This is a genomic window from Thalassospira profundimaris (assembly GCF_003326675.1).
GTDB lineage: Bacteria > Pseudomonadota > Alphaproteobacteria > Rhodospirillales > Thalassospiraceae > Thalassospira > Thalassospira aquimaris.
The window spans coordinates 1-24,753 of the sequence record NZ_JPWF01000011.1 but is presented as its reverse complement, the minus strand read 5'-3'; the positions used below and the strand labels follow the sequence as shown (position 1 = coordinate 24,753).

The window sequence follows — 24,753 nt, the reverse complement described above, 5'->3', positions numbered from 1 at the left end:
GGCTTCTTTTGTCCGGTGCGATCAACTTGGCTTATGAACGGTTTGAAAAAGCGCGTGAGAGGGAAAGTCGTAGGGGCAAGGACAATGCAGGACTTGTCCCAAAAAGAAGAATGGCGGGTGGCCCCCAGAACCACCCGCCAATCAGATCAGATCCGCAACTCGGTATCCGGGTCAAACAGACTGATCTGAGACATGTCGGCCGAGAAGGTCATGCTCTCGCCCGGTGTCGGTGCGCGGTCCGGACGGACACGTGCGACGATTTCCTTGCCGGCAATTTCAATCACCGTCATGGTGTCGGCGCCAGTCGGTTCGATAACTTCGACCTTGCTGTCAAAGTTGACATACTGGCTGCCCGGTTCGTCCGAACCGGTGCGCTTGTGTGTCAGGCCTTCCGGACGGATGCCAAAGACGACTTTCTTGCCGACATAGGCCTTGTAGCTTTCCGGTGCTTCGAACAGGGGCAGGGTAATCGGGCTGCCGTCACGTTCGATGGAAACCGCAAGCTTGCCGTTATTGTCGATCAGGGTCGCATTGATGAAGTTCATCGACGGCGAACCGATGAAGCCTGCAACAAACATGTTGTTGGGGCGTTCATAGATGTTCTGCGGGGTATCGAACTGTTGCAGGATACCGTCTTTCATGACTGCGATACGCGATGCCAAAGTCATGGCTTCGATCTGGTCGTGGGTCACGTAAACGATGGTTGACCCAAGACGCTGATGCAGTTTCTTGATTTCAGTACGCATATCAACGCGCAGCTTGGCATCAAGGTTTGAAAGCGGTTCGTCAAACAGGAAGATATCCGGATCACGCACAAGTGCGCGGCCCATGGCAACACGCTGGCGCTGACCACCCGAAAGCTGCGACGGTTTACGATCCAGAAGTGGCTCGATCTGAAGCAGTTTGGCAACATCGGCAACCGCCTTGTCGCGTTCCTGTGCCGATACACCGCGAATTTCCAGACCAAAGGTGATGTTCTTGCGAACCGTCATGTTCGGATACAGCGCATAGGACTGGAACACCATGGCGATGTTACGGTCTTTTGGATGTACGTCGTTGATGACGCGGTCCCCGATGCGGATTTCGCCATCGGTCGAGCTTTCCAGACCTGCAATCAGGTTCAGAAGGGTCGATTTGCCGCAACCTGACGGACCGACAAGGACGAGGAACTCGCCATCTTCAATCGCCAGATTGATTTCCTTGAGAACTTCGACAGGGCCAAAGGCCTTGCGAACTTTATCGAGGGTGAGTGATGCCATTTGCTTATCCCTTCACCGAACCGGCGGTCAGGCCGCGGACGAAGTATTTGCCTGCCAGGACATAAACCAGCAATGTCGGAAGACCGGTCAGCAGGGCCGCTGCCATGTCGACATTGTACTGTTTCACGCCGGTAGTGGTGTTGACGATATTGTTGAGTGCGACTGTCATCGGAGCATTTTCACCAGAGGCAAACGAAGCACCGAAGAGGAAGTCATTCCAGATCTGGGTGAACTGCCAGATGACCGAAACCACGATGATCGGGGTCGAGATCGGCAGAATGATGCGCCAGAAAATGGTGAAGAAACCCGCACCATCAATGGTGGCTGCCTTGACCAGTTCATCCGGGATCGAAACATAATAGTTGCGGAAGAACAGGGTGGTGAAGCACAGGCCGTAAACCACGTGGACCATGACAAGGCCCGGGGTCGAGCTGGCAAGGCCAAGCTTGCCAAGAACCTGCGACATCGGCAACAGAACGACCTGGAACGGAATGAAGCAACCGAACAGCAGCAGGGCAAAAACGATGTTGGCCCCTTTGAAACGCCATTTGGTCAGTGCATATCCGTTGATCGCACCAAGGAAGGTCGAAATCAGAACGGCGGGGATCGCCATTTTGACCGAGTTCCAGAAATATACTTTGATACCTGTGCATTCGACGCCAACGCAGGCTTCGTTCCATGCATAGTTCCATGCATCAAACGTCACAACGCGCGGCAGCGAAATCAGCGACCCTTCACGGATCTCGTCAAGCGACTTCAGCGAGGTCGAAACCATGACGATCAGCGGGAAAAGATAATAGGCCGCAAACAGGATCAAAACGAGATAGAGCAAGCCGCGCAGGATCGTGTTTTTCCAGCCCGCGTCGTGGCTATAGGTCTGAAGATCAGCCATTTTTCTTGCCTCCGCGCAGTTCGGAATACAGATACGGCACGATGATTGCCATAACGGTTGCCAGCATCATCATTGCACTGGCTGCGCCAACACCAAGCTGGTTGCGCTGGAATGCCATCGTGTACATGAAGGTTGCCGGAAGATCCGATGAATAACCCGGACCGCCACCCGTAAGGGCGATGACCAGGTCAAAGCTTTTGACGGCCAAGTGGGCCAGAACGACAATCGCACTCAGGAATACCGGGCGGATCGACGGGATGATAATACCGAAATAGATGCGAGGCAGGCTGGCACCATCCATATAGGCTGCGCGAATGATGTCCTGATCGACGCCGCGCAATGCCGCAAGGAACATTGCCATAACAAAACCCGATGCCTGCCAGACAGCAGCGATAACAACCGTGTAGATCGCCATGTCCGAATTGACCAGCCAGTCGAATTTGAAGCTCGTCCAGCCAAGGTCATGCATCATGCTTTCCAGGCCAAGACCCGGATTAAGAAGCCATTTCCAGACAGTCCCGGTCACGATGAAGGACAGGGCCATCGGATAAAGAAAGATCGTGCGAAGTACGCCTTCGGCGCGAATGCGCTGATCAAGAAGAACTGCCAGAAGGCACCCGATGATCAGGCAGGTCACAATAAACAGACCGCCAAATACCAAAAGGTTTTCAATGGCAACATGCCAGCGTTCCATCTGCCATAGACGTTCATACTGTCGCAGGCCTGCCCAATCCCATACAGGAAGCATGCGCGACTTGGAAAACGCCATATAGCCCGTCCACAGGATGAACCCGTAAACGAAAAACAGGGACGCAGCAAAGGACGGTGCAACAACGATCTTGGAAAGATGACGCTGGATGCGGGCCGTCAGGTTGCTTTCGGTGCTTTGAGAAGCCCCCATACCCTTTGCCTCAAAAGTTAGATGTAGCGGGACGCAGGCCCCGGAAACTCCGGGGCCTGCAAACTATTCAGTCAGATAATCTGTACTGATCAGATGAGATTAGTCTTTTGCCAGTTCAACTGCTTCGACCAGACGCGAGACGGCTTCGTCAGACGACATGTCGGAGTTGAAGTGGGCGGTGACAACGTCAACGATGGCACCGGAAAGGTGACCACGAAGGGCCATGCCGTGCGCCATGGACGGCAGGAAGCCACCAGCTTCCTGGGCTGCCAGAAGGTCAGCTTCGGATTTCTTCGCGCAATCGTCGAACTTGTCGAGCGGAACGCCAAGACGTGCCGGGATCGAACCTTTGAGAAGGTTGAAGGTTTCCTGGAACTTCTCGCCAACGATCAGTTCTGCCAGAAGCTTCTGACCTTCGACCTTGTCGTCGCCCGAAACGTTGAACATTGCAAAGCTGTCAACGTTGAACAGGTAACCGTGATCGGACGGTGCTGCCGAGCAGAGGAAGTCTTTGCCCGGTACTTTACCAGCAGCAAGGAATTCGCCTTTTGCCCAGTCACCCATGATCTGCATGGCGGCTTCGCCATTCATGACCATTGCGGTTGCCAGGTTCCAGTCACGACCCGGGAAGTCGGCATCGACATAACCGCGGATTTTGCGCATCTGGTCAAACACCGCTTTCATGGTGTCGGATTTCAGAGCGTCTTCGTCGAGGTCAACCAGAGCTTTCTGGAAGAATTCCGGACCGCCAAGGCCAAGAACGACGGTTTCAAAGACGGTTGCGTCCTGCCAAGGCTGACCGCCATGTGCAAGCGGGGTAATGCCGGCTGCTTTGAGTTTGTCAGCAAGGGCATTGAACTCGTCCCAGGATTTCGGCGCGTCGGTTGCACCGACTTTTGCCAGGAGGGTCGGGTTGGCCCAGATCCAGTCAATACGGTGAATGTTCACCGGAACGGCAACATAGTCGCCTTCGTATTTCATAACGGCCTGAATTGCCGGCGGGATAACTTTGTCCCAACCTTCTGCTTCGGCTACGTCATTAAGATCTGCAAGTGCACCCTGTTCGGCCCAATCCTGAATTGCCGGACCTTTAAGCTGAACAGCTGCCGGTGCGTCACCCGACAGAACGCGCGAACGCAGAACGGTCATGGCTGCGTCACCGCCGCCACCAGCAACCGGGCTATCAACCCATTTGCCGCCATGTGCTTCGAAATCTTCTTTAAGGGCTGCGACAGCTTTTGCTTCGCCGCCAGAAGTCCACCAGTGCAGGACTTCAGCGGTCGGCTCTGCATGGGCAAAGCTTGCTGTTGCGAGTGCGGAGATCGCCACACCGGTGGCGAGAATGGTTTTGCGCAGATACATTTAGGTTTCCTCCCTGGCGTTGAACCATTTGCAGCGACACCATGCTGTGAGAGGGGGCTTAATGCATCCATAAAACTGTAACAGGGCGTTTCCAAAATGCGAACTGAAACAATCTGTTACAAAAATAATTGGCTGGAAAATAACTATATTGCAGGGCAGCAAAAGCAATTAGAGCGTTTATCTGCATGATAGCTGTGACAGTTGGTCACAAATATCGGACATTGTCTGCGCATTGATACGTTTTACATCGAATTCAGGCACAAATATGGTTGTTTGATACCCGCATGCCGCGAATGGATGCGCTGATGTGCGATCCGTATTTATGTCATTTGAAACCGATGTTTTGTAACAACCGGCTTTTGAGGCCGGTTTTCATCCAATTCAGGGTGAAAAACAGGGATGAAATACAGATTATCGCTGCGATGCAATGTTAACAGGGGCGTGCCTTAGATGTCCCAAAGCCATGAAAATCCTGCATAACGTCCGGGTTTTGTGATCGATGGGCACTGTCAGGGTGTTTATATGTGATAAAATGGAATAGATGATATGCAAACTTTGATAATTGAGCTTTTGGTTGAAACTCGACATATTGCATTGCGAAACCACTGAGACGAATGCGCCAGACAGTTGAATGTAACATTCAAGGCAGCATTCGAGATTTGTAACCCAAGGAGGTTCAACATGTTCCTGTCCAGTATTCTTGTTGCTGTTCGCCGTTGGGCCTATGCACGCTCGGTTGCGAATGAACTTTACGGTCTTGATAAGCGCGATCTTGACGATGTCGGTATTTCTCACTGGCAGATCAAAGACGTTGCTCGTAAAGCTGCTCGTGACGCGATTGCATAACGCCAGCGCACTTTAGGCACCCGTTCATCGGGATTGCCAATGCGGAAGCCGGACATCAGTCCGGCTTTTTGTGTTTTGGCCCGAGAAATTCAGAACAACTGACCCTGTCGGTCTTTAAAGCCAGTATCATCGCGATCAAGTTTGGACAGGAATGTTTCTGCCTGTGCGATCAAGGCACGCTTGTCATTGTCTTTCATGCGTGCCCAGTTGCGATATGGCATGCCCAGTCGGGGATTGTTGCCAAGCTTGTCAAAATTACGATCCAGAAAATGCCAGTACAGGGCATTGAACGGGCAGGCGTCCGATCCGGTGTTCTTGCGCGGATTATATTGGCAGTCCGCGCAATAATCAGACATGCGATCAATATATTTGCCGCTTCCGGCATAGGGTTTGGATGCCATGATACCGCCATCGGCATAAAGCGCCATGCCAAGTGTGTTGGGCAGTTCAACCCATTCAAAGGCATCAATGTAAACGGCCAGATACCAGTCGCAAACTTCCTTGACCGACAATCCGGTCAGCAGTGCGAAGTTGCCGATTACCATCAATCGTTGAATATGATGGGCATAGGCATGTTCAAGTGTCTCGCCGATCGCGTGTTTCAGGCAATTCAGCGACACATCGCCATCCCAGAAAAATGCGGGCAGGGGGCGTTGGGCATCGAAATGATTGCGTGATGTGTAATCGCGACCCATGAACCAGTACAACCCGCGCACATATTCCCGCCAGCCCAGGATTTGACGGATAAAACCCTCGACCGCGTTCAGGGGGGCTTTGCCGTTATAATATGCCCGTTCTGCTGCGCGGCAGACTTCGTCAGGCAATAGAAGGCCGATATTGATATAAGGACTGATCAGGGAATGATAGACCGTGGCGCTTTTGGTGGTCATCGCGTCCTGATAATCCCCAAAGTGGGGCAAACGCGTTGTGATGAAGTGATCCAGCGCGGCAAGCGCGTCCTGGCGGGTAGCCGCCCAACCAAATGATGCGACCGCGCCAAGGGCATCTGGAAAATCATCGGTTACCCGTTCAAGCAATGTCCGGGTGATGGCATCAGGGGGAAACGTTTTTGGTGCGGGCGGGTTTGTGCCATCCGGCAGGCGTTTGCGGTTGTCGTGATCAAAATTCCACTGACCGCCAACCGGTTTACCATCCGGTTCCATCAGGATCCCGGTTTGACGACGCAAACCGCGATAGAAATATTCCATGCGCAGTTCCTTGCGATCCTTGGCAAAGTTATCAAAGGCCGACAAGGGGGCAAAAAAGCGATCATCGGGCCGGATTTCCAGATCAAGGCCAAACTCGGACGCCCATGTGTTGATTTCATCAAGAACCCGCCATTCACCGGGCTCGGTGATCACCAGCTTTGGTACTTTGTGTCGGTCGATTGCGGTATGAAGTGCATCCGTGAAACTTTTGGTCGGCCGGGTTTGGTAATCAAAGTAGTCGATCTTGAAACCCTTGCTGCGCAGCTCGTCAGCGAAATGGCGCATCGCCGACAGGATCAGAACAATTTTTTGGCGGTGATGAGGGACATAGGTGGCCTCGGCAAAGGGTTCGGCCATGACGATCAAATCCGTTTTTGGATTGGCATCCTGAAGGCTTGATAGATTTGGGGATAGTTGGTCACCCAGAACAAAACGGATGGTGCTGAAAGCCGTCATTTAATTACGAAAACCTGTTTTACCGATGACTACGAGTCGTACGTAACAGGCTTTAAAAAGGATCGCTGACGGCTGTGTTTTTCGCGAAGCGCGTGTCATTCGCAGCCAAAAATCTGCGAATGATTTTTACTCAACCGGGATTAAAGACCGATTCCAAAAAAACTGCCTAAATTATTGATAATGGTAATCAAAGGCGCGCTTTTCTCTTGAAACGGGAGGGGGCTGTTCCCAATATCTTGGTAGCCCAACCATCAGGAGAGCCATGATGAAAGGTGATCCACAGATCATCACATACCTTAATCGCGTTCTGACCAATCAGTTGACTGCGATTAACCAGTATTTCCTGCATGCAAGGATGCTGCGCGACTGGGGCGTCGAAGAGATGGGCGAGTATGAATACAAGCTTTCCATCAAGGAAATGAAACGTGCCGATGATACCATCGAACGCATTCTGTTCCTTGAAGGTCTGCCCAATCTTCAGAACCTCAATAAACTTATGATCGGCGAGAATGTTCCGGAAATCGTCAGTTGCGACATGAAGTTCGAACTGGCCTCCTTGCCTTTGCTGCGCGAAGCAATCACTGCCTGCGAAAAAGCCGAGGATTTTGTCACCCGCGATCTGCTGGTGACGTTCCTTGAAGAACAGGAAGAACATGTCGACTGGCTCGAGACCGAGGAATGGCAACTCGAAAATGTCGGTATCGCAAATTACATCCAAAGCCGTTCAGGCGACGGCGACTAACCAGATCAGGAGCGTAACGCCATGAAGGGTAGTAAAAAGGTTATTGCCGCATTGAACAAGCAGCTGACTGCCGAGCTGTCTGCGGCTGACCAGTACAACACGCATGCAGAAATGTATGCCGATTGGGGCCTGCATTCGCTTTATGAGCGGATGCACCATGAAAAGGACGAGGAGCTTGAACACGCAAAGCGTTTGATCGAGCGTATTCTGTTCCTTGAAGGTGTGCCCGATACCGCATCGCGTGAACCGATCAAGATCGGTAAAACCGTGCCCGAGATGATGAAAAATGATCTCGAACACGAATATCACGTCATCAATCTTCTGAAAAAGGCGATCAAGGTTGCCGAGGCAGAGGAGGATTTCCAGACCCGCCAGATGCTGGTTGGTCTGCTTGATGACAGCGAAGAAGATCACGCATACTGGATCGAACAGCAGATCCGCCTGATCGATATGATGGGTCTTCAGAACTATATTCAGTTCCGTGCTGCTGGTGAACCGACCCCGCACGGCTGATTTTCAGTTCAGTGAACATCTGCAAAACCCCGGACAAGTTCCGGGGTTTTGTTGTTTATCAGTAAATTACTCCGACTTTTCAGGGCAGGAATTTTTCGGCTTGACCTTCCAGTTGCTGGAAGGTCTATCTTCCTCCATATCAGAAATGGGGCTTGCGCATTTTGATTTCAGATTGCGGAGCTGCCCCGTCAACCCGGAACAAGGTGACGTGATATGGATAGCCGGATCGAAACCCGCGAAAGTGATGCCGCCAGCAAGGCCGCACCATCGCATCAAGCCGAAATCAGTTTGCCGGTCGAAGGCATGACCTGTGCCAATTGTGCCGGGCGCGTTGAAAAGGCGATTGCCGGGCTTGACGGTGTTGCCGAGGTTGACGTGAACCTTGCCCTTAATTTTGCCCATGTCCGCTTTGACGCCGATAAACTTAATGCGGCCAATATCGCGGACAAGATTAAGGATGCCGGTTACAGCGTCCCGCAACAGCAACTGTCCTATGATATTGATGGCATGACGTGCGCCAATTGCGCACTGCGGGTCGAAAAGGCCTTGTCTGCAATGCCGGGCGTTTCATCGGCCACCGTCAATTTCGCGCTTGAGCGTGCCGATATCGAAACATTTTCCGACAAGGTAAATGACGCGGCCGTCATCAAGGCAATCGAAGATGCCGGATATCATGCAACATCACGCAACAAATCTGCCGAAGGTGATGACGCCGAAAGCGCCGGGAAGGCAAATACCGCGGGCAAGGTCGACAAGTCGCTGGTGATGCTTGGCATTTCGGCGTTGCTGACCGCACCGCTTGTTTTGCAGATGGTCTGGATGAACCTTGGTGTGGCCTATCACCTGCCAGCCTGGCTTGAACTTGTTCTGGCAACCCCGGTTCAGTTCATCATCGGGCAGCGTTTTTATAAAGGCGCATGGGCGGCCCTGCGTCATCGCAGTGCGAATATGGATGTTCTTGTCGCACTCGGAACATCGTCGGCCTATTTCCTGAGTATCTATAATATGGCGTTCGGGCAGGCCGGTAATATCCACCTGTATTTCGAGGCATCAGCGGCGATCATCACCCTGATCCTTGCGGGCAAGATTATGGAAGACCGCGCAAAGCGCGGTGCATCAGCCGCCATTCGTGAATTGATGGCTCTGCGTCCGCGCCGTGCGCGCAAACTGGTCGAAGGTAAAGGCGAACAGGAAGTCGCCATCGAGGATCTGACGGTTGGGGATATCGTGCGTGTCCTTCCGGGCGAACGTCTTCCGGTAGATGGTGCCGTTGTTGCCGGGGAAAGTGAACTCGATGAAAGCCTGATTACCGGCGAAACCCGTCCGGTGGCCCGTGTGCCCGGTGATGCGGTTGTTGGTGGCGCGGTTAACGGTACTGGCCGACTGGATATCGAGGTCCGTGCGGTTGGCGATGACACCACACTGTCGCGGATCATCCGTCTGGTCGAAAAGGCCCAAACGGGCAAGGCCCCGGTTCAGAAACTGGTGGATCGGGTGTCATCGGTCTTTGTGCCGGTCGTTGTTGCGATTGCCATTGTGACCCTGGCGGTTTGGCTGTTGATGGGCTTTGGGGCCGAAGCATCGATTGTTGCAGCTGTGTCGGTGCTGGTGATAGCGTGTCCTTGCGCGCTTGGTCTGGCGACACCGACGGCCCTTGTTGCCGGAACCGGCAGTGCAGCACGTAATGGTATCCTTATCCGCAATTTCGAGGCGCTTGAGCAGGCCCATAACGTTGATACCGTCATTTTCGATAAAACCGGGACGCTGACCGAAGGTACGCCAACGGTCCGTGATGTTCGTCCGACGGATGGAACGGATCGCAATGACATGTTGCGTCTGGTGGCGGGTGTGCAGGCGGCAAGTGAACATCCATTGGCGCGTGCGATGGTGTCACTCGCCCGTGACGAGGAACTGATTATTCCTGAAATCACCGACTTTAAAAGTAAAACCGGTGCCGGTGTTTTTGCCAAGGTAGACGGTCATGCGGTTGCCATCGGGACAGAGGCCCTGTTGACCGATCAGGGGATTGCATCCTTTGATGATGCAATCGCGACCGAGATCAAAAAGCATGAAGGCGAGGGCCGCACGGTTGTGCTGGTGGCGATTGATGGTGCATTCGCGGGCTACATCACCCTTGAAGACCGCATTCGTGAAAGTGCCAAGCAGGCGATTGCCGATCTGAAGGCACGTGGCATTTCTTCGATCATGCTGTCTGGTGACAGTCAAGATGTCGCAACCCATGTGGCCCGTGAATTGGGGCTTGAACGCGGCGAGGGTCGTATTCGTCCGCAGGACAAGGCGCTTGAAGTTGAAAAACTGCGCAAGCAGAGGCGTCGTGTTGCGATGGTTGGTGACGGGATCAATGACGCACCGGCTTTGGCCGCTGCGGATGTTGGTATTGCGATGGGCGGTGGTACGGATGTTGCCATGGAAACGGCGGGCATTACCCTGATGCGCTCTGATCCGGCATTGGTGTCGGCCGCGATTGATATTTCCATCGCGACCCGCCGCAAAATTGCGCAAAACCTGTTTTGGGCCTTTGCCTATAACGTGGTTGGTCTGCCGCTTGCAGCTTTGGGTGTACTCAGCCCGGCAATTGCCGGTGCGGCGATGGCGCTGAGTTCCGTTTCGGTTGTTGGCAACTCGCTGACCTTGCGGCGCTGGAAAGTGCGCCGCTAGGTCGAATGGGGAAGGAGAACGAACATGAATATTTCCGATGCTGCAACCCAGTGCGGTTTGCCACCAAAGACCATCCGGTATTATGAGGATATCGGTCTTGTGACGCCCGGTCGTCTGGGCAATGGATACCGTGATTACAGCGACGACGATCTGCATAAATTGCGGTTCTTGCAGCGTGCCCGTGGTTTGGGATTCTCGGTCGAGGATTGCCGTGTTTTGTTGTCTTTGTACGAAGATCGCAATCGGGCCTCGGCCGATGTCAAGGAAATCGCCAAAACCCATCTGACAGAAATTGAACGCAAGATTGCCGAACTGCAAAGCCTGCAAAAGACCCTGTCGGAACTGGTTCATGCCTGCCACGGTGATGATCGGCCACATTGTCCGATCATCAATGATCTGGCGCGATAAAACAGCAACTCCAAAACATCAGAGAGAGAATAAACTGTGCAAAATAAAGGTGTAATGGTGTTGGGGGCGGCTGTTGGTGCCGCCATCATGTATGGAATTGTCACCTTTTTCGGGCCGGGTGGCGGGCAAATGCAAAATGTCGAACTGCGGCCGGATGATCTTAAACTCGTGGCACTTGGCAAGAAGGTCTATGACGCAAATTGTGCGTCCTGTCACGGTGCCCGCTTTGAGGGCGAGGCCAACTGGCGTGAACGCGGCGAAGACGGTCTGTTACCTGCGCCGCCACATGATGAAAGCGGCCATACATGGCATCATCCCGATGCCGTGTTGTTTGCATTGACCAAATACGGACCTGCTGTCATGGCCGGGGACGGATATAAATCGGCAATGCCGGGATTTGAGGGTGTCCTCAGTGACGAGGAAATCCTTGCCAGCCTGTCCTATATCAAAAGCCGCTGGCCAGATGAAATCAGGCAACGCCACGATCAGATCAACCAGTCAGCCGCACAACAGCAATAAGACAAGATCGATATCGACTGGAAAGACAAAAGCCCGCATTGGTATGCCGATGCGGGCTTTGTTTACGGGCAATGACTTTCTGTCTTAGCTGCGCGGTATCGAGATGCGAACAGTGGTGCCTTTGCCAAGGTCGCTTTCGATGCTCATGCGGCCGTCATGCAGTTCGACCAGAAGCTTCGCCAATGGCAGGCCAAGACCGGTGCCCGCACTTTCCTTGACCCCGGAAGGGTGAAGCTGCGAGAACCGGGCAAGGGCACGCGGAATGTCATTGGGGCTCATACCGACGCCGTTATCGGCAATCGAAATCGTGACATCATCAAGCGTCATCGACAGCCCGACCTGAATTTTACCGCCATCCGGGGTGAACTTTGCCGCGTTGCTCAGGATATTGATCAAAATCTGTTTGAGTTTGAGTTTGTCACACCGCAGCGTAACCGGCGTGCGCGGCAAATTGATCTCAAGACTGTGTTTGCGGCGTGAAATATCATCGTGAACAAGCTTGGCGGCTTCGTTGATCAGGGTGCCAAGATCGGCGTTCTCGGACTGAAGCGTCATCGACCCGGCGGAAAGCTTGGAAACATCAAGGACGTTATTTACCAGTTCCAAAAGGTGTTTGCCGGCTTCGTGAACGTCGCGCCCGCATTCGCGATAGGTGTCGGGAATATCGCCCAGAACCGCCTCGGCAATCAGTTCTGAGTTGCCGATAATCGCGTTAAGCGGCGTGCGAAGTTCATGGCCCATATTGGCAATAAAGTCGGATTTTGACGCATTGGCATCGGCCTGATGGCGGTTTTGTTCCATCAGGGAACGTTCGGCCTGCTTCTGGCGATCATTTTCCAGAAGTGTCATCAAGACGGCGGTGCGCGTTTCGTTGTTCTGGAAATATTCAAGCGGTGCGATGGACAGATCGCAAACGTGGCTTTCCTTGGATGCGCCGACCAGAACGATATCGCCGCGCCATGTGCGGCCCGATGCAAAGACATTCTCGATATCGTTGATCAGACCCCTGGACAGGAAACCTGCCTTGCGCCCCATCATGCGATCGCGGGAAACCCCGATCAGCTTTGCAATTGCCTCGTTACATTGCAACACCAGTCCATTGCGATCACAAATAACAGCCGCATATGGAAGGGCGTTGAGAACAACCTGATCTGCCAATGGCACAGTCGTTGCGCCAATCGGTGTATTGCTGGTCATATCTGCCCCAGGTCCCATGGTTAAAGTAACGCTCGTTTAAAACGCTCGATACCCAGCCCTCTAAGTGGGATGTCAGGTGCGCGGTTGCTTATCACGTCGGCGATTGCCTTTGCTGATCCACAACTCATTGTCCAACCCAGCGTCCCATGCCCCGTATTAAGGAACAGATTACCATATTTTGTACCGCCAAGAATAGGGGCAGAATCCGGCGTTACCGGGCGCAATCCCGACCAATGGGTGATGGTTTCCGGGTTTCCGCAATTTGGAAATAATTCTAATGCCTTATCGACAATAAGTTGATTTCTGCGGCGCGACATTCGCAGATTATAACCGTCAAGTTCGGCGGTTCCTGCTACTCTGAGTTGGTTTCCAAGGCGCGAATACACCATCTTGACGCTGTCATCGATCAGGGCAGTTTGCGGCGCACCGTCATAGCCGGTCGTATCGACGCTGATCGAATATCCCTTGCAGGGATAAATCGGCAGATTGATGCCAAGCGGCTTGACCAGAAACGGGCTGTAACTGCCAAGACAGACCAGAAACGCATCGGCGGTAATATTACCCTGATCGGTTTGAACGGCAGTGACGCGCCCCTGATCATGGATCAGGCGTTCGATCCGGGTGTTAAATAGAAAATGCGCACCCTTGGCGATGCAATGTTCGGTCAGGCTTTCGGTGAATTTGCGGGCATCGCCACTTTCATCATCGGGGGTATAGCTGCCACCGACAATCGGGGCAGTGCTTTGCCGCAATGCCGGTTCGATCTCGTAGCATTCTTCGGGCGTTACCGTTCTGCGCGAAAGCCCCAGTTCACGCATCTGTTTTGTTGCGCGGGCAACTGCGGCCATTTCGCCGTCATCACGACAGACATGAAGGATGCCGCGTTCGCTGTGATCATAATGCAGGCTAAGCTCGGTGCGCAGGGCGCGCAGGCAATCGCGGCTATAGATCGCAACCCGCAGGGCTTTTTCCATATTGATCCGCGCACGTTCATCGCTGCAATTGGCCAGAAAGCGTAATCCCCAGCCAAAAAGCTGCGGGTCAAAGCGCATCCGGACCAGAAGTGGTGCTTCTTCGCGACCAAGCCATTTCAGAATTTGTTTGGGTGTGCCTGCATTGGCCCAGGGTGTCGCATGGCAGGTGGAAATTTGTCCGCCATTGGCAAAGCTGGTTTCCTGTGCACTGGCATGTTGACGGTCAATAACCGTAACCTGATGACCATTTTGCAAAAGATACCAGGCCGCTGTCGTCCCGATGACGCCAGCACCCATTACGACAACATGCATGTGGGCAAAGCCTTGTTGCAGAAAGTGCGTTATTGTGGCTGGTAAACCTGATGGCCCGATGTGCCAACAGACTTACGTGCGCGTTTGTTTGCAATATACTGGGCGATAAAACAAGTAGCTACCGACGACTTGTCGGGTTTTGCTGATAAACGCCGACAGAATGCACCGACAAAATGCAAAGAATGACCCGGACCTGATGCCGGGCGATACATGCGGGGTAAAATGTTTGAAATCCTGACAACCGACCAGATGTATGAGGCAGACCGCCGCACCATCGAAGGCGGCATTTCCGGCGATCAGCTGATGGAAAATGCCGGTCGTGCCGTGTTTGAGGAAATCATTCGCCATTGGTCGCCAAGATCGGTTTCGGTTCTGTGTGGTCCGGGCAATAACGGTGGCGACGGTTTTGTGATTGCCAGATTGCTGCGCGATGCCGGTTGGTCGGTGCGGTTGGGCCTTATGGGGGATGTCGCGTTGCTTAAGGGCGATGCTGCCCTTCATGCAAAAAGATGGGAAGGGGCGGTGGAACGGTTATCACCGGCCCTTGTGGTTGGCACCGATTTGCTGGTTGATTGTATCTTTGGTGCGGGGCTTGCCCGCGACATTACCGGCGAGCTTGCCGATCTGATCACGACAATCAATTCAAGCACGGCCTCGGTTGTGTCGGTTGATGTGCCATCGGGCGTGGATGGCAATAGCGGGGCGATTTGGGGATGCGGGGTCAAGGCCGATCTGACGGTGACCTTTGCACGGGCCAAGCCCGGCCATTATCTTTTGCCCGGCCGTTTGATGTGCGGCGAACTTGCGATCCGTGATATCGGCATTTCCGATCAGACGATCTTTGAAATTCGCCCGGGATGCTGGCGCAATGACCCGGTACTATGGCGCGCAGGCATTCATTGGCCAGGGATTGACGGGCACAAATATCATCGCGGGCATTTACTGGCCTTTGGCGGGACTTTGATGACCGGGGCGACGCGTTTGGTCGCACGCGCGGCACGGCGGTCCGGTGTCGGGCTTTTGACCATTGTTGCCGATCCGGCGGCTTTGCCGGTTTATGCCGCCGATATGCCAGGCAATATGACGGCCCCGATTACGCAGCTTGAACCGCTTTTAAACGATTGTCGTCACAACGCCTTTGTCATCGGACCCGGCTTCGGGGTTGGGGATGATACAAGAAGTCTGGTGTTGAAATTGCTGCATCTCTGTCGTTCGACGGTTCTGGATGCCGATGCCCTGACCAGCTTCAGCGATGATCCATCCACCCTGTGTTTTGCGGTGCAGGGCCCGACGGTCCTGACCCCGCATGAAGGGGAATTTTCCCGACTGTTTCCCGATATCACCGGCGATAAACTGACGCGTGCCCGTGCTGCGGCCAAACGAAGCGGGGCAACAGTTCTGATTAAAGGGGCCGATACCGTTATTGCCGCCCCCGACGGACGAGCTGCGATAAGCGGGTTTGAGGCGCCGTGGCTTGCGACGGCCGGGTCGGGGGATGTTCTGGCCGGGATTATTGGCGGGCTGATGGCGCAGGGTATGGAAATGTTTGATGCCAGCTGCATGGCTGTCTGGCTTCATGCACGCAGCGGTGTTGATATTGGTCCCGGATTGATTGCCGAAGATATTCCCGATCACCTTCCCGCTATCTTGCGGGAACTGTGGCTGGCATCGCGCAAAAAATCACACGGGTAGGTGGGAATGATTGCCGTTTATCGCGCCAGTTTTGTGACAAAGACTGGCGGGTGCTGGATGTTTGCGAACTGTCACCCGATATAAATGTCTTCAAGGCCGAACAGCAAATCGCTGGATGCAAGGAGACCGGGATGTCCCAGACCTTTCTTGACCGAACCATCGATAATCTGAGATTCGCTTGGCGCGAACTTCGCGACAGTTCGGTTGTGCGCAGCCTTGGTCTGGATGAAAGCCAGAATCGCCAGGATCGGTGGCGACGCCAGATTGCAGATTGTCTGGCACGGCGGGGTGGGGCAGTTTCGGCGCGGTCGCGTGCGGCGGCGCTTGGTCATGACTTCTTGCGTCTTGATGATGGCGGCAAACGGGAATTTCTGCATCTTCTGGTCAACGAATTTGGCGTTGATCGGGACCGTGTTGGCGCGATCATGGCGGACTGGAACATGGCCGATGATCTGGCCGAGCAAGCCCTGCTTGAAACAGAACTTAGATCCGAACTGGTGCCACCATTTCGCACAATACTGAAAGAATTCAATTCATTACCGCAAGGCGTGAAGTTTCTTGTTGATCTTCGTGCCGATCTTTTGCGCTGGCGCAAGGAGGCGCCCGGCCTTGCGATTCTGGAACGCGATCTGAAAGAGCTTTTGGCAAGCTGGTTTGATATCGGATTTCTTGAACTGCAACGCATCACCTGGAATTCACCGGCGGCCCTTTTGGAAAAACTGATTGCCTATGAAGCCGTTCACGCCATTCAAAGCTGGGACGATTTGAAACGGCGTCTTGCACCGGACCGGCGATGTTTTGCGTTTTTCCACCCCGGAATGCCCGATGAACCCCTTATTTTCGTCGAGGTCGCCTTGGTCAGCGGGATCGCAGGAAGTGTTGACGCCCTGATCCAAAGCGATGAATCCGATCAGGACGACGACGAAGCGGTGGTTGCCGACACAGCCATTTTCTATTCGATATCGAATGCACAGGCTGGGCTTGCCGGGATCAGCTTTGGTGATTTCCTGATCAAGCGGGTGGTGGGGGAACTGCAACGTGACCTGCCTGAACTTAAACAATTCAGCACATTGTCGCCCATTCCGGCATTGCGGGGCTGGATGGACAAGCAACTTGATGCAATGACCCAAAAGCACGAAACAGGTCTGCCAAAGGCAATCGAAGCGGCCTTGCATGACTGCGATGATTTGATGGGTCCAAAGCCCGTGGCACGTCAACCGAACGAGGTCAGCGAACGAACGCGTGCCAATATCGAATATCTTGCTGCTTGGTATCTGTTGAATGCCAAGCGCATCGAAACCGGATCGGCATTTGATCCGGTTGCCCATTTCCATTTGACCAATGGTTCACGCATCGAGCGCCTGAACTGGAATGGCAACGGAAACAGCAATGGCTGGATGCAGTCATTCGGGGTGATGGTGAACTATCTTTATGACCTGTCGATGATCGAAAAAAATCACGAAAACTATGTCGGGCAGGGCAAAATCGCTGCATCAAGTGTGGTAAAGCGTCTTTTGCGCTAGTTTATCAAATCGCCTGAAACCCTTGAAACCCGGTGGATAACAGGCTTGTGGGCCAGTTATTTTCGACAAGATTGCATTTGTCGAAAAGGCGATGCTTGCATGAGGTGATCGAAGTTTGTATTAAGGCGCACTCATTCCGGTCTTACCGGCGTGATTTGCGTGCTTGTGTGCGGGCGTGGCGGAACTGGTAGACGCGCTGGATTTAGGTTCCAGTGAAGCAATTCGTGGGGGTTCGAGTCCCTTCGCCCGTACCACTTGCAGGCTTTAAAAATAGATCAGGTTATATATTCGTTTAGTCATATTGACTTTCTGACGTCCGGACTGCGTCGCGTAACGGACATTATTCGAACCAAGCAAAAGAGTTATCTATGCAGGTTACTGAAACCAAAAACGAAGGCCTGGCGCGCGAGTTCAAAGTCGTCGTGCCCGCCGCACAAATCGAAGAAAAAGTCGTCGCCAAGCTTGACGAGATCAAAGACCAGGTTCGCCTGCCGGGCTTCCGTCCGGGCAAAATCCCGGCGAAACTCCTGCGTCAGCGTTATGGCCAGGCCGTCATGGGTGAAGTTCTTGAAGCTGCTGTGAACGAAAACACCGGCAAAGTTCTTTCCGACAACGATCTTCGTCCGGCAGTTCAGCCGAAAATCGAAGTCACCAAATTCGATGAAGGCGGCGACCTTGAGTTCGACATTGCTGTTGAAGTCATCCCGGCAATCGAAGCTATGGACTTCAAAAAACTTTCGCTGACCCGCGAAGTTGTCGAAGTTGACGAAGCCAAAATCACCGAAACCCTCGAGCGCATCGCAAGCGCACAGGGCACGACCGAGCCGCTCGCACGCAAGCGCAAGTCGAAAGCCGGTGACGTTGTCGTTATCGACTTCCTGGGCAAAATCGACGGTGTCGCATTCGACGGTGGTAAAGCCGAAGATTACGAACTCGAACTCGGTTCGGGCTCCTTCATCGATGGTTTCGAAGATCAGCTGACCGGTGTTAATGCTGGTGACGAAGTTGTCGTCAAAGTGAAATTCCCGGAAGCTTACGGTGCTGCTGAACTCGCTGGCAAAGATGCCGAGTTCGACGTTACCGTCAAAGAAATCAAAGAAAAGAAACCGGCTGCTCTCGATGACGAACTGGCCAAGAAACTCGGTCAGGAATCGTTCGAAGCTCTTAAAGAAGCCATCCGCAAGGATTACGGCCGTGAATACGAATCGGTTTCCCGTCAGAAACTGAAACGTGCACTGCTTGACGCGCTTGCTGAAAACCACAGCTTCGAACTGCCGGCATCGCTGGTCGAAAACGAACTGCAGGGCATCATCGCCCAGATCAAGCAGGCTCGTGAAGCTGGTCAGGAAGACGACGAAACCAAAGGCAAGTCCGAAGAAGAGCTGACCGAAGAGTTCCGCGAAATCGCAGAACGCCGCGTTCTTCTTGGTCTTCTGCTGGCCGAAGTTGGTCGTAAAAACGAAATCCAGGTTACCCAGGAAGACGTGAACAAGGTTCTCGTAGCCGAAGCTCAGAAGTACCCGGGTCAGGAACAGCAGGTTATTGAATTCTATAAAAATAACCCGCAGGCCTTGCAGGCGCTTCAGGGCCCTGTATATGAAGACAAGGTCGTGGATTACATCGTCGAACTCGCCAAGGTAGAAGAAAAGACCGTTTCGGTCGAAGACCTTCTGAAGCCGGAAGAGGAAGACGAAGCTCCGAAGAAGAAATCGGCTGCTAAGAAAGCACCGGCGAAAAAGGACGCAGAGAAAAAGGCTCCGGCCAAGAAAGCTGCTGCCAAGAAGCCGGCTGCTAAGAAAAAAGCAGAAGACTAATCTGACGGATGTAATCCTGCCGGACACGGTTTTGAATAATGCAGGGAGTTGCAGTTGATGATTAGAGAACAGATGAATTCGCTTGTACCGATGGTGGTCGAACAGACCAGCCGGGGCGAGCGTGCCTATGACATCTTTTCGCGTTTGCTCAAGGAGCGTATCGTTTTCATCAACGGTCAGGTCCATGACGGAATGTCGTCATTGATCTGTGCGCAGCTCCTGCATCTCGAATCGGAAAATCCGGACAAGGACATTTCGCTTTACATCAATTCTCCGGGCGGTGTTGTGACCTCTGGTCTCGCCATCTATGACACCATGCAGTACATCCGTTGTGATGTCTCGACGGTGTGCATGGGGCAGGCGGCTTCCATGGGATCACTTCTGTTGATGGCCGGTGCGAAGGGCAAGCGTTACTGCCTGCCGAATGCACGTGTCATGATCCACCAGCCGTCCGGCGGTTTCCAGGGCCAGGCATCGGATATCGAAATCCATGCCCGTGAAATCCTGGCACTGCGTCAGCGTCTTAACGAGATCTATGTCGAACATACCGGCCGCGATCTCAAGACCATTGAAGATGCGATGGAGCGTGACAACTTCCTTACCCCGGATCAGGCCAAGGAATTTGGTTTGATTGACGAGGTGGTAACATCGCGTCCGAAGCCGGAAAGCGATGGCAAGAAAGACTGATCGTTCCAATACGATCTGCGAAAACGCCCCGGACAATGACCGGGGCGTTTTTTTATGTCTTGCCTCATGGCAGTTTTAAGTCATAGACAGGTATATGTGCTGGCTTTGGCATATTGTCTGGAACTTGCCGGTCGCCCGAACGTTTGGGTGATTAATGCAAGGGGTTTCGCAACCACGATGGCGAACCCATATCAAACAAGACGCCATAACGTCGAAAAGCGCAGATTAAACGTTGAGATCGGTATCGTTTACCGGCTAACATGGCGATAAAAGATAACGTCAAACGTAATTGGGGTTTGTATGAGCAAATCGAATAGCGGGGACTCCAAGAATACTCTGTACTGCTCTTTCTGTGGAAAGAGCCAGCACGAGGTTCGCAAGCTCATCGCCGGTCCAACCGTATTCATCTGTGATGAATGCGTAGAGCTTTGCATGGACATCATCCGCGAAGAGCATAAAACCCATCTCGTCAAATCGGCAGACGGGGTGCCTTCTCCGCAAGAGATTTGCAAGGTCCTTGATGACTATGTCATCGGTCAGGGCCATGCGAAAAAAGTTCTCTCGGTCGCGGTTCACAACCATTACAAGCGCCTGCATCACGCCAGCAAGAATGAAGACATCGAACTGGCGAAATCCAACATCATGCTGGTTGGTCCGACCGGTTGCGGTAAAACGCTTCTGGCCCAGACCTTGGCCCGCATTCTTGATGTTCCCTTCACCATGGCGGATGCCACCACCCTGACCGAAGCCGGTTACGTGGGTGAAGACGTCGAGAACATTATTCTCAAGCTGTTGCAGGCAGCTGATTACAATGTCGAGCGCGCCCAGCGCGGCATCGTCTACATTGACGAGGTCGACAAGATTTCGCGTAAATCCGACAATCCGTCGATCACGCGCGATGTCTCGGGCGAGGGCGTCCAGCAGGCATTGCTCAAGATCATGGAAGGCACTGTTGCCTCTGTACCGCCGCAGGGCGGTCGTAAGCACCCGCAACAGGAATTCCTGCAGGTCGACACCACCAACATCCTGTTCATCGTTGGTGGCGCGTTCGCGGGCCTTGATCGCGTGATTTCACAGCGCGGCAAGGGCAGTGCAATCGGCTTTGGTGCTGACGTGCGTAGCCCCGATGATCGCCGCACCGGCGAAGTCCTGCGGGAAGTCGAGCCGGAAGACCTTCTGAAATTCGGTCTTATCCCGGAATTCATCGGTCGTCTGCCGGTTCTGGCAACGCTTGAAGACCTTGATAACGAAGCTCTGGTCAAGATCCTGACCGAGCCGAAAAACGCACTGATCAAGCAGTATCAGCGCCTGTTTGACATGGAAGATGTGAAACTCACCTTCCAGCCGGATGCCCTTAAGGGAATTGCGGACAAGGCGATTGAACGCAAAACCGGTGCGCGTGGTCTGCGCTCGATCATGGAAGGCATCCTGCTTGATACCATGTTCGATCTTCCGACCATGGAAAGCGTCGAGGAAATCGTCATCAATAATGATGTTGTCGAAGGAAAGGCAAAACCGTTGCTGATCCATTCGGAGCGTCGTGAAGGTGTCGAAAACAGCGCCTGATATCAAATCCCGCACCGGCATCCATTGCGGTGCGGGAATTTCAGCTTATCTAAGAAGTGTTCGCGTTGCTGGCGGGGCCTATGGCAGGACCCCAGCAACGTTTTGGCTCAGAGTAGGGAATAGAACATAATGGTCGAATTGGCGCGTGGCGAAATATACCCGGTGCTGCCGTTGCGCGACATTGTCGTGTTCCCGCACATGATTGTTCCGCTGTTTGTCGGACGTGAGAAATCGGTGCGGGCGCTCGAAGATGTGATGCGCGAAGACAAGCAGATTCTGCTGGTTACGCAGAAAGACGCCGGTCTTGATGATCCGGCTGTCGAAGATCTCTATGAAGTTGGTACTGTCGCAACTGTCTTGCAGCTTCTGAAACTGCCGGACGGAACCGTCAAGGTATTGGTTGAAGGCGGGAAACGTGCCGAAATTACCGGCTATGTTGATAACCCGGAATTCTTCCAGGCTTATGGTGCTGTGCGTGAAGACAAGGACGAAGATGACAGCGAGCTTGAAGCGCTGGCTCGTTCGGTCGTGACGCAGTTCGAACAGTACATCAAACTCAACAAAAAGATTCCGCCCGAAGTTCTGGTCTCGGTCAATCAGATCGAAGAACCGGCCAAGCTTGCCGATACGGTGGCATCCCATCTGTCGCTCAAGATTTCCGAAAAGCAGGAATTGCTGGAAACCAAACTTGTTGGTGACCGCCTTGAACGTATTTTCGGCTTTATGGAATCTGAAATCGGCGTCTTGCAGGTTGAGAAGAAGATTCGCAACCGCGTCAAACGCCAGATGGAGAAAACCCAGCGCGAGTATTATTTGAATGAGCAGCTTAAAGCCATTCAGAAAGAGCTGGGCGAGGGTGAAGACGGCAAGGACGAAGCTTCTGAAATCGAAGAGAAGCTGAACAAGGCCAAAATGCCCAAAGAGGCAAAGGAAAAGGCCCAGGCAGAACTCAAGAAACTGCGCAATATGAGCCCGATGTCGGCAGAAGCCACCGTGGTGCGCAACTATCTTGACTGGATGGTGTCGATTCCGTGGAACAAGCGTTCCCGTGTTTCCCATGACCTGAAAAAGGCCAAGAAGGTTCTCGACAAGGAACATTACGGTCTTGAGAAGGTCAAGGAACGCATCCTTGAATATTTAGCCGTTCAGGCACGTACCAAAAAAGTCAAAGGCCCGATCCTTTGCCTTGTTGGTCCTCCCGGTGTTGGTAAAACCTCGCTTGGCAAATCGATGGCCAATGCGACCGGGCGGAGCTTTGTGCGTATGTCGCTTGGCGGGGTTCGTGACGAATCCGAAATCCGCGGTCATCGCCGGACCTATATCGGTTCCATGCCGGGCAAGATTGTCCAAGGCATGAAAAAGGCGAAATATTCCAACCCGTTGTTCCTTCTCGACGAGATTGAAAAAATGGGTTCGGATTTCCGTGGTGATCCGGCGTCGGCATTGCTCGAGGTGCTTGATCCGGAACAGAACTCGACCTTTAACGACCACTATCTTGAAGTCGATTACGATCTTTCGGATGTGATGTTCGTGACGACGGCCAACTCGCTTCGTATGCAGCAGCCGCTGCTTGACCGTATGGAGATCATTCGTATTTCCGGTTACACCGAAGACGAAAAGGTCGAAATCGCCAAGCGTCACCTGATCCCGAAACAGATCAAGGATAATGGTCTGCGTCGCGGTGAATGGAGCATTTCTGACGAAGCGCTTCGTGATCTGATCCGGTTCTATACCCGTGAAGCCGGTGTCCGTAACCTTGAACGCGAACTGGCCCGTCTGGCGCGTAAGGCAACCAAGCGTATCATGCTTGAAAATATTAAGAATGTACGTGTGACGCCGCGCACGCTTGGCAAATATGCCGGCATCCGCAAGTTCCGCTATGGCGAAACCGAGGGTGAAGATCAGGTCGGTGTTGTTACCGGTCTTGCCTATACCGAGTTCGGTGGCGATCTGTTGCAGATCGAATCTGTGACTGTTCCGGGCAAGGGCAACATGAAAACCACCGGTAAACTCGGTGAGGTCATGACGGAATCGATCCAGGCTGCAACGTCGTTCGTGCGATCGCGGGCCACAGAGTTTGGTATCAAGCCGACCCTGTTCCAGAAACGCGATATTCACGTTCACGTTCCCGAAGGCGCAACGCCAAAAGACGGTCCGTCGGCCGGTGTTGGTATGGTGACCTCGGTTGTTTCGGTTCTGACGGGCAACCCGGTTCGCAAAGATGTGGCAATGACCGGCGAAGTGACGCTGCGTGGCCGTGTACTTGCGATTGGTGGTTTGAAAGAAAAGCTTTTGGCTGCTTTGCGGGGAGGGGTGAAAACCGTTCTGATCCCGCAGGAGAACGAAAAGGATCTAGAAGAGATTCCGGACAACGTCAAACGCGGCATGGAAATCATTCCGGTGTCCCATGTTGACGAAGTTCTGAGCCACGCTTTGGTCAATCCGCTCGTTCCGATCGAGTGGGAAGAGCCCGAAGATGATGTCGCCGTCAAATCCAAGGACGGCGAAGAATCGGAAATCGGCGGTGTGACAACGCACTAAACGGCGTTGGAACCGGCAGAAATCAAGGGGAGCAACCATGTTGCTCCCCTTTTTCTGTGGATAACTTTGGCCAAGAATCGGCGCAGAAACATGTCGGGATTGGTGTAAAGCGCTAAAAACGGAAAAAAACGTCAAAAACCGCAGAAAACTGCGTCTCTCGCATTGACGAGATGTTTGCTACCTGCTTACACTGCCCATGCAACAGGTTTGGGGCAAACCAAATTTCCTCATAACTCCGAACGTCCAAACAAGGGGGCCAGGAAGTGAATAAAAACGATCTCGTTGGAAGTGTAGCTGCTAAAGCTGATCTGTCCAAAGCTGACGCTGCTAAAGCGGTTGACGCTGTTTTCGATTCCATCACCGAATCTTTGAAATCCGGCGACGAAGTTCGTCTGGTTGGTTTCGGTACCTTCGCTGTCGCTGCTCGCGCTGCTTCAAAAGGTCGCAACCCGCGCACCGGTGAAGAAATCGACATTCCGGCATCGAAACAGCCGAAATTCAAGGCTGGCAAAGGCCTTAAGGACGCCGTCAACTAAGTTTGACGAAGTTCTGCGAAAAAATGCCGGTGACACACGTCACCGGCATTGCTTTTTGCAAAAACCGTGTTATGTTCCGCCCCGCTTCCGCAGAGAACAGCGCGGACAAGCAACGGGTGATTAGCT

20 protein-coding genes and 1 tRNA gene are annotated in these 24,753 nt (G+C 53.2%); 14 read left to right on the top strand and 7 right to left on the bottom strand.

From position 1 onward, the window contains the following. Positions 1-146: 146 nt before the first annotated feature. From TH19_RS15820 to TH19_RS15805, 4 genes are all read right to left on the bottom strand, one after another. A complete protein-coding gene (locus tag TH19_RS15820; protein ID WP_114103331.1) occupies positions 147-1,259 on the bottom strand; it encodes an ABC transporter ATP-binding protein in 1,113 nt (370 codons plus the stop codon). 4 nt (positions 1,260-1,263) lie between these two features. Next, entirely contained in the window at positions 1,264-2,151 is an 888-nt protein-coding gene (locus tag TH19_RS15815) for a carbohydrate ABC transporter permease (protein ID WP_114103330.1), read from the bottom strand. Continuing rightward, positions 2,144-3,052: a carbohydrate ABC transporter permease gene (locus TH19_RS15810; protein ID WP_114103329.1), complete on the bottom strand. Its 909-nt coding sequence runs from the start codon at positions 3,050-3,052 to the stop codon at positions 2,144-2,146. The genes TH19_RS15815 and TH19_RS15810 overlap by 8 nt, the downstream gene beginning before the upstream one ends. Positions 3,053-3,151: 99 nt before the next feature. Further along, the gene (locus TH19_RS15805; protein WP_114103328.1) at positions 3,152-4,414 is read right to left on the bottom strand and encodes an ABC transporter substrate-binding protein; all 1,263 of its coding nucleotides are present in this window, start codon (positions 4,412-4,414) and stop codon (positions 3,152-3,154) included. A 681-nt stretch (positions 4,415-5,095) separates the two neighbouring features. On the opposite strand from TH19_RS15805, the gene TH19_RS15800 reads away from it, so the two are divergent. Beyond that, complete coding sequence (locus tag TH19_RS15800; RefSeq protein ID WP_114097336.1) at positions 5,096-5,260, top strand: DUF1127 domain-containing protein; 165 nt, start codon at positions 5,096-5,098, stop codon at positions 5,258-5,260. 89 nt (positions 5,261-5,349) lie between these two features. On the opposite strand, the gene TH19_RS15795 is transcribed toward TH19_RS15800, so the two are convergent. Then, positions 5,350-6,924: a cryptochrome/photolyase family protein gene (locus TH19_RS15795; protein WP_114103327.1), complete on the bottom strand. Its 1,575-nt coding sequence runs from the start codon at positions 6,922-6,924 to the stop codon at positions 5,350-5,352. A 265-nt stretch (positions 6,925-7,189) separates the two neighbouring features. Here TH19_RS15795 and bfr (TH19_RS15790) point away from each other — a divergent pair, with 265 nt between their 5' ends. The 5 genes from bfr (TH19_RS15790) (at position 7,190) to TH19_RS15770 (ending at position 11,785) form a co-directional block, all read left to right on the top strand. Beyond that, on the top strand, positions 7,190-7,666 hold the full coding sequence (gene bfr / locus TH19_RS15790; protein ID WP_114103439.1) for a bacterioferritin: 477 nt from the start codon (positions 7,190-7,192) through the stop codon (positions 7,664-7,666). A 21-nt stretch (positions 7,667-7,687) separates the two neighbouring features. Further along, positions 7,688-8,179 (top strand): bacterioferritin, encoded by a 492-nt coding sequence (gene bfr, locus TH19_RS15785; RefSeq protein ID WP_114103326.1) that lies wholly within the window; start codon positions 7,688-7,690, stop codon positions 8,177-8,179. A 213-nt stretch (positions 8,180-8,392) separates the two neighbouring features. After that, entirely contained in the window at positions 8,393-10,858 is a 2,466-nt protein-coding gene (locus TH19_RS15780) for a heavy metal translocating P-type ATPase (protein WP_114103325.1), read from the top strand. A 24-nt stretch (positions 10,859-10,882) separates the two neighbouring features. Next, positions 10,883-11,266 (top strand): Cu(I)-responsive transcriptional regulator, encoded by a 384-nt coding sequence (gene cueR, locus TH19_RS15775; RefSeq protein ID WP_114103324.1) that lies wholly within the window; start codon positions 10,883-10,885, stop codon positions 11,264-11,266. Between the two features lie 36 nt (positions 11,267-11,302). After that, positions 11,303-11,785, top strand: coding sequence for a c-type cytochrome (locus TH19_RS15770; protein ID WP_258547989.1), 483 nt, complete (start codon positions 11,303-11,305; stop codon positions 11,783-11,785). Between the two features lie 84 nt (positions 11,786-11,869). Here TH19_RS15770 and TH19_RS15765 read toward each other — a convergent pair whose 3' ends face one another. Together TH19_RS15765 and TH19_RS15760 are read right to left on the bottom strand one after the other, a co-directional pair. After that, positions 11,870-12,982 (bottom strand): sensor histidine kinase, encoded by a 1,113-nt coding sequence (locus TH19_RS15765; protein ID WP_114103438.1) that lies wholly within the window; start codon positions 12,980-12,982, stop codon positions 11,870-11,872. Positions 12,983-13,002: 20 nt separating this feature from the next. After that, positions 13,003-14,268, bottom strand: a complete 1,266-nt coding sequence (locus TH19_RS15760) for a D-amino acid dehydrogenase (protein ID WP_114103322.1) — start codon at positions 14,266-14,268, stop codon at positions 13,003-13,005. 210 nt (positions 14,269-14,478) lie between these two features. On the opposite strand from TH19_RS15760, the gene TH19_RS15755 reads away from it, so the two are divergent. From TH19_RS15755 to TH19_RS15720, 8 genes are all read left to right on the top strand, one after another. Further along, on the top strand, positions 14,479-15,960 hold the full coding sequence (locus tag TH19_RS15755; RefSeq protein ID WP_258547988.1) for an NAD(P)H-hydrate dehydratase: 1,482 nt from the start codon (positions 14,479-14,481) through the stop codon (positions 15,958-15,960). 131 nt (positions 15,961-16,091) lie between these two features. Continuing rightward, on the top strand, positions 16,092-17,483 hold the full coding sequence (locus TH19_RS15750; protein WP_114103436.1) for a malonyl-CoA decarboxylase domain-containing protein: 1,392 nt from the start codon (positions 16,092-16,094) through the stop codon (positions 17,481-17,483). Positions 17,484-17,652: 169 nt separating this feature from the next. Then, positions 17,653-17,737: transfer RNA gene (locus TH19_RS15745), tRNA-Leu, on the top strand. 114 nt (positions 17,738-17,851) lie between these two features. After that, complete coding sequence (gene tig / locus TH19_RS15740; protein ID WP_114103321.1) at positions 17,852-19,297, top strand: trigger factor; 1,446 nt, start codon at positions 17,852-17,854, stop codon at positions 19,295-19,297. A 57-nt stretch (positions 19,298-19,354) separates the two neighbouring features. Beyond that, positions 19,355-19,984, top strand: coding sequence for an ATP-dependent Clp endopeptidase proteolytic subunit ClpP (clpP, locus tag TH19_RS15735; protein WP_114097345.1), 630 nt, complete (start codon positions 19,355-19,357; stop codon positions 19,982-19,984). A gap of 300 nt (positions 19,985-20,284) precedes the next feature. Beyond that, positions 20,285-21,550 carry an ATP-dependent Clp protease ATP-binding subunit ClpX gene (clpX, locus tag TH19_RS15730; RefSeq protein WP_114103320.1) on the top strand — a complete coding sequence of 422 codons (1,266 nt, stop codon included), beginning with the start codon at positions 20,285-20,287 and terminating at the stop codon, positions 21,548-21,550. Positions 21,551-21,679: 129 nt separating this feature from the next. Continuing rightward, complete coding sequence (lon, locus tag TH19_RS15725; RefSeq protein ID WP_114103319.1) at positions 21,680-24,091, top strand: endopeptidase La; 2,412 nt, start codon at positions 21,680-21,682, stop codon at positions 24,089-24,091. A 263-nt stretch (positions 24,092-24,354) separates the two neighbouring features. Further along, entirely contained in the window at positions 24,355-24,627 is a 273-nt protein-coding gene (locus TH19_RS15720; protein WP_114097348.1) for an HU family DNA-binding protein, read from the top strand. The last annotated feature ends 126 nt before the right edge of the window (positions 24,628-24,753 follow it).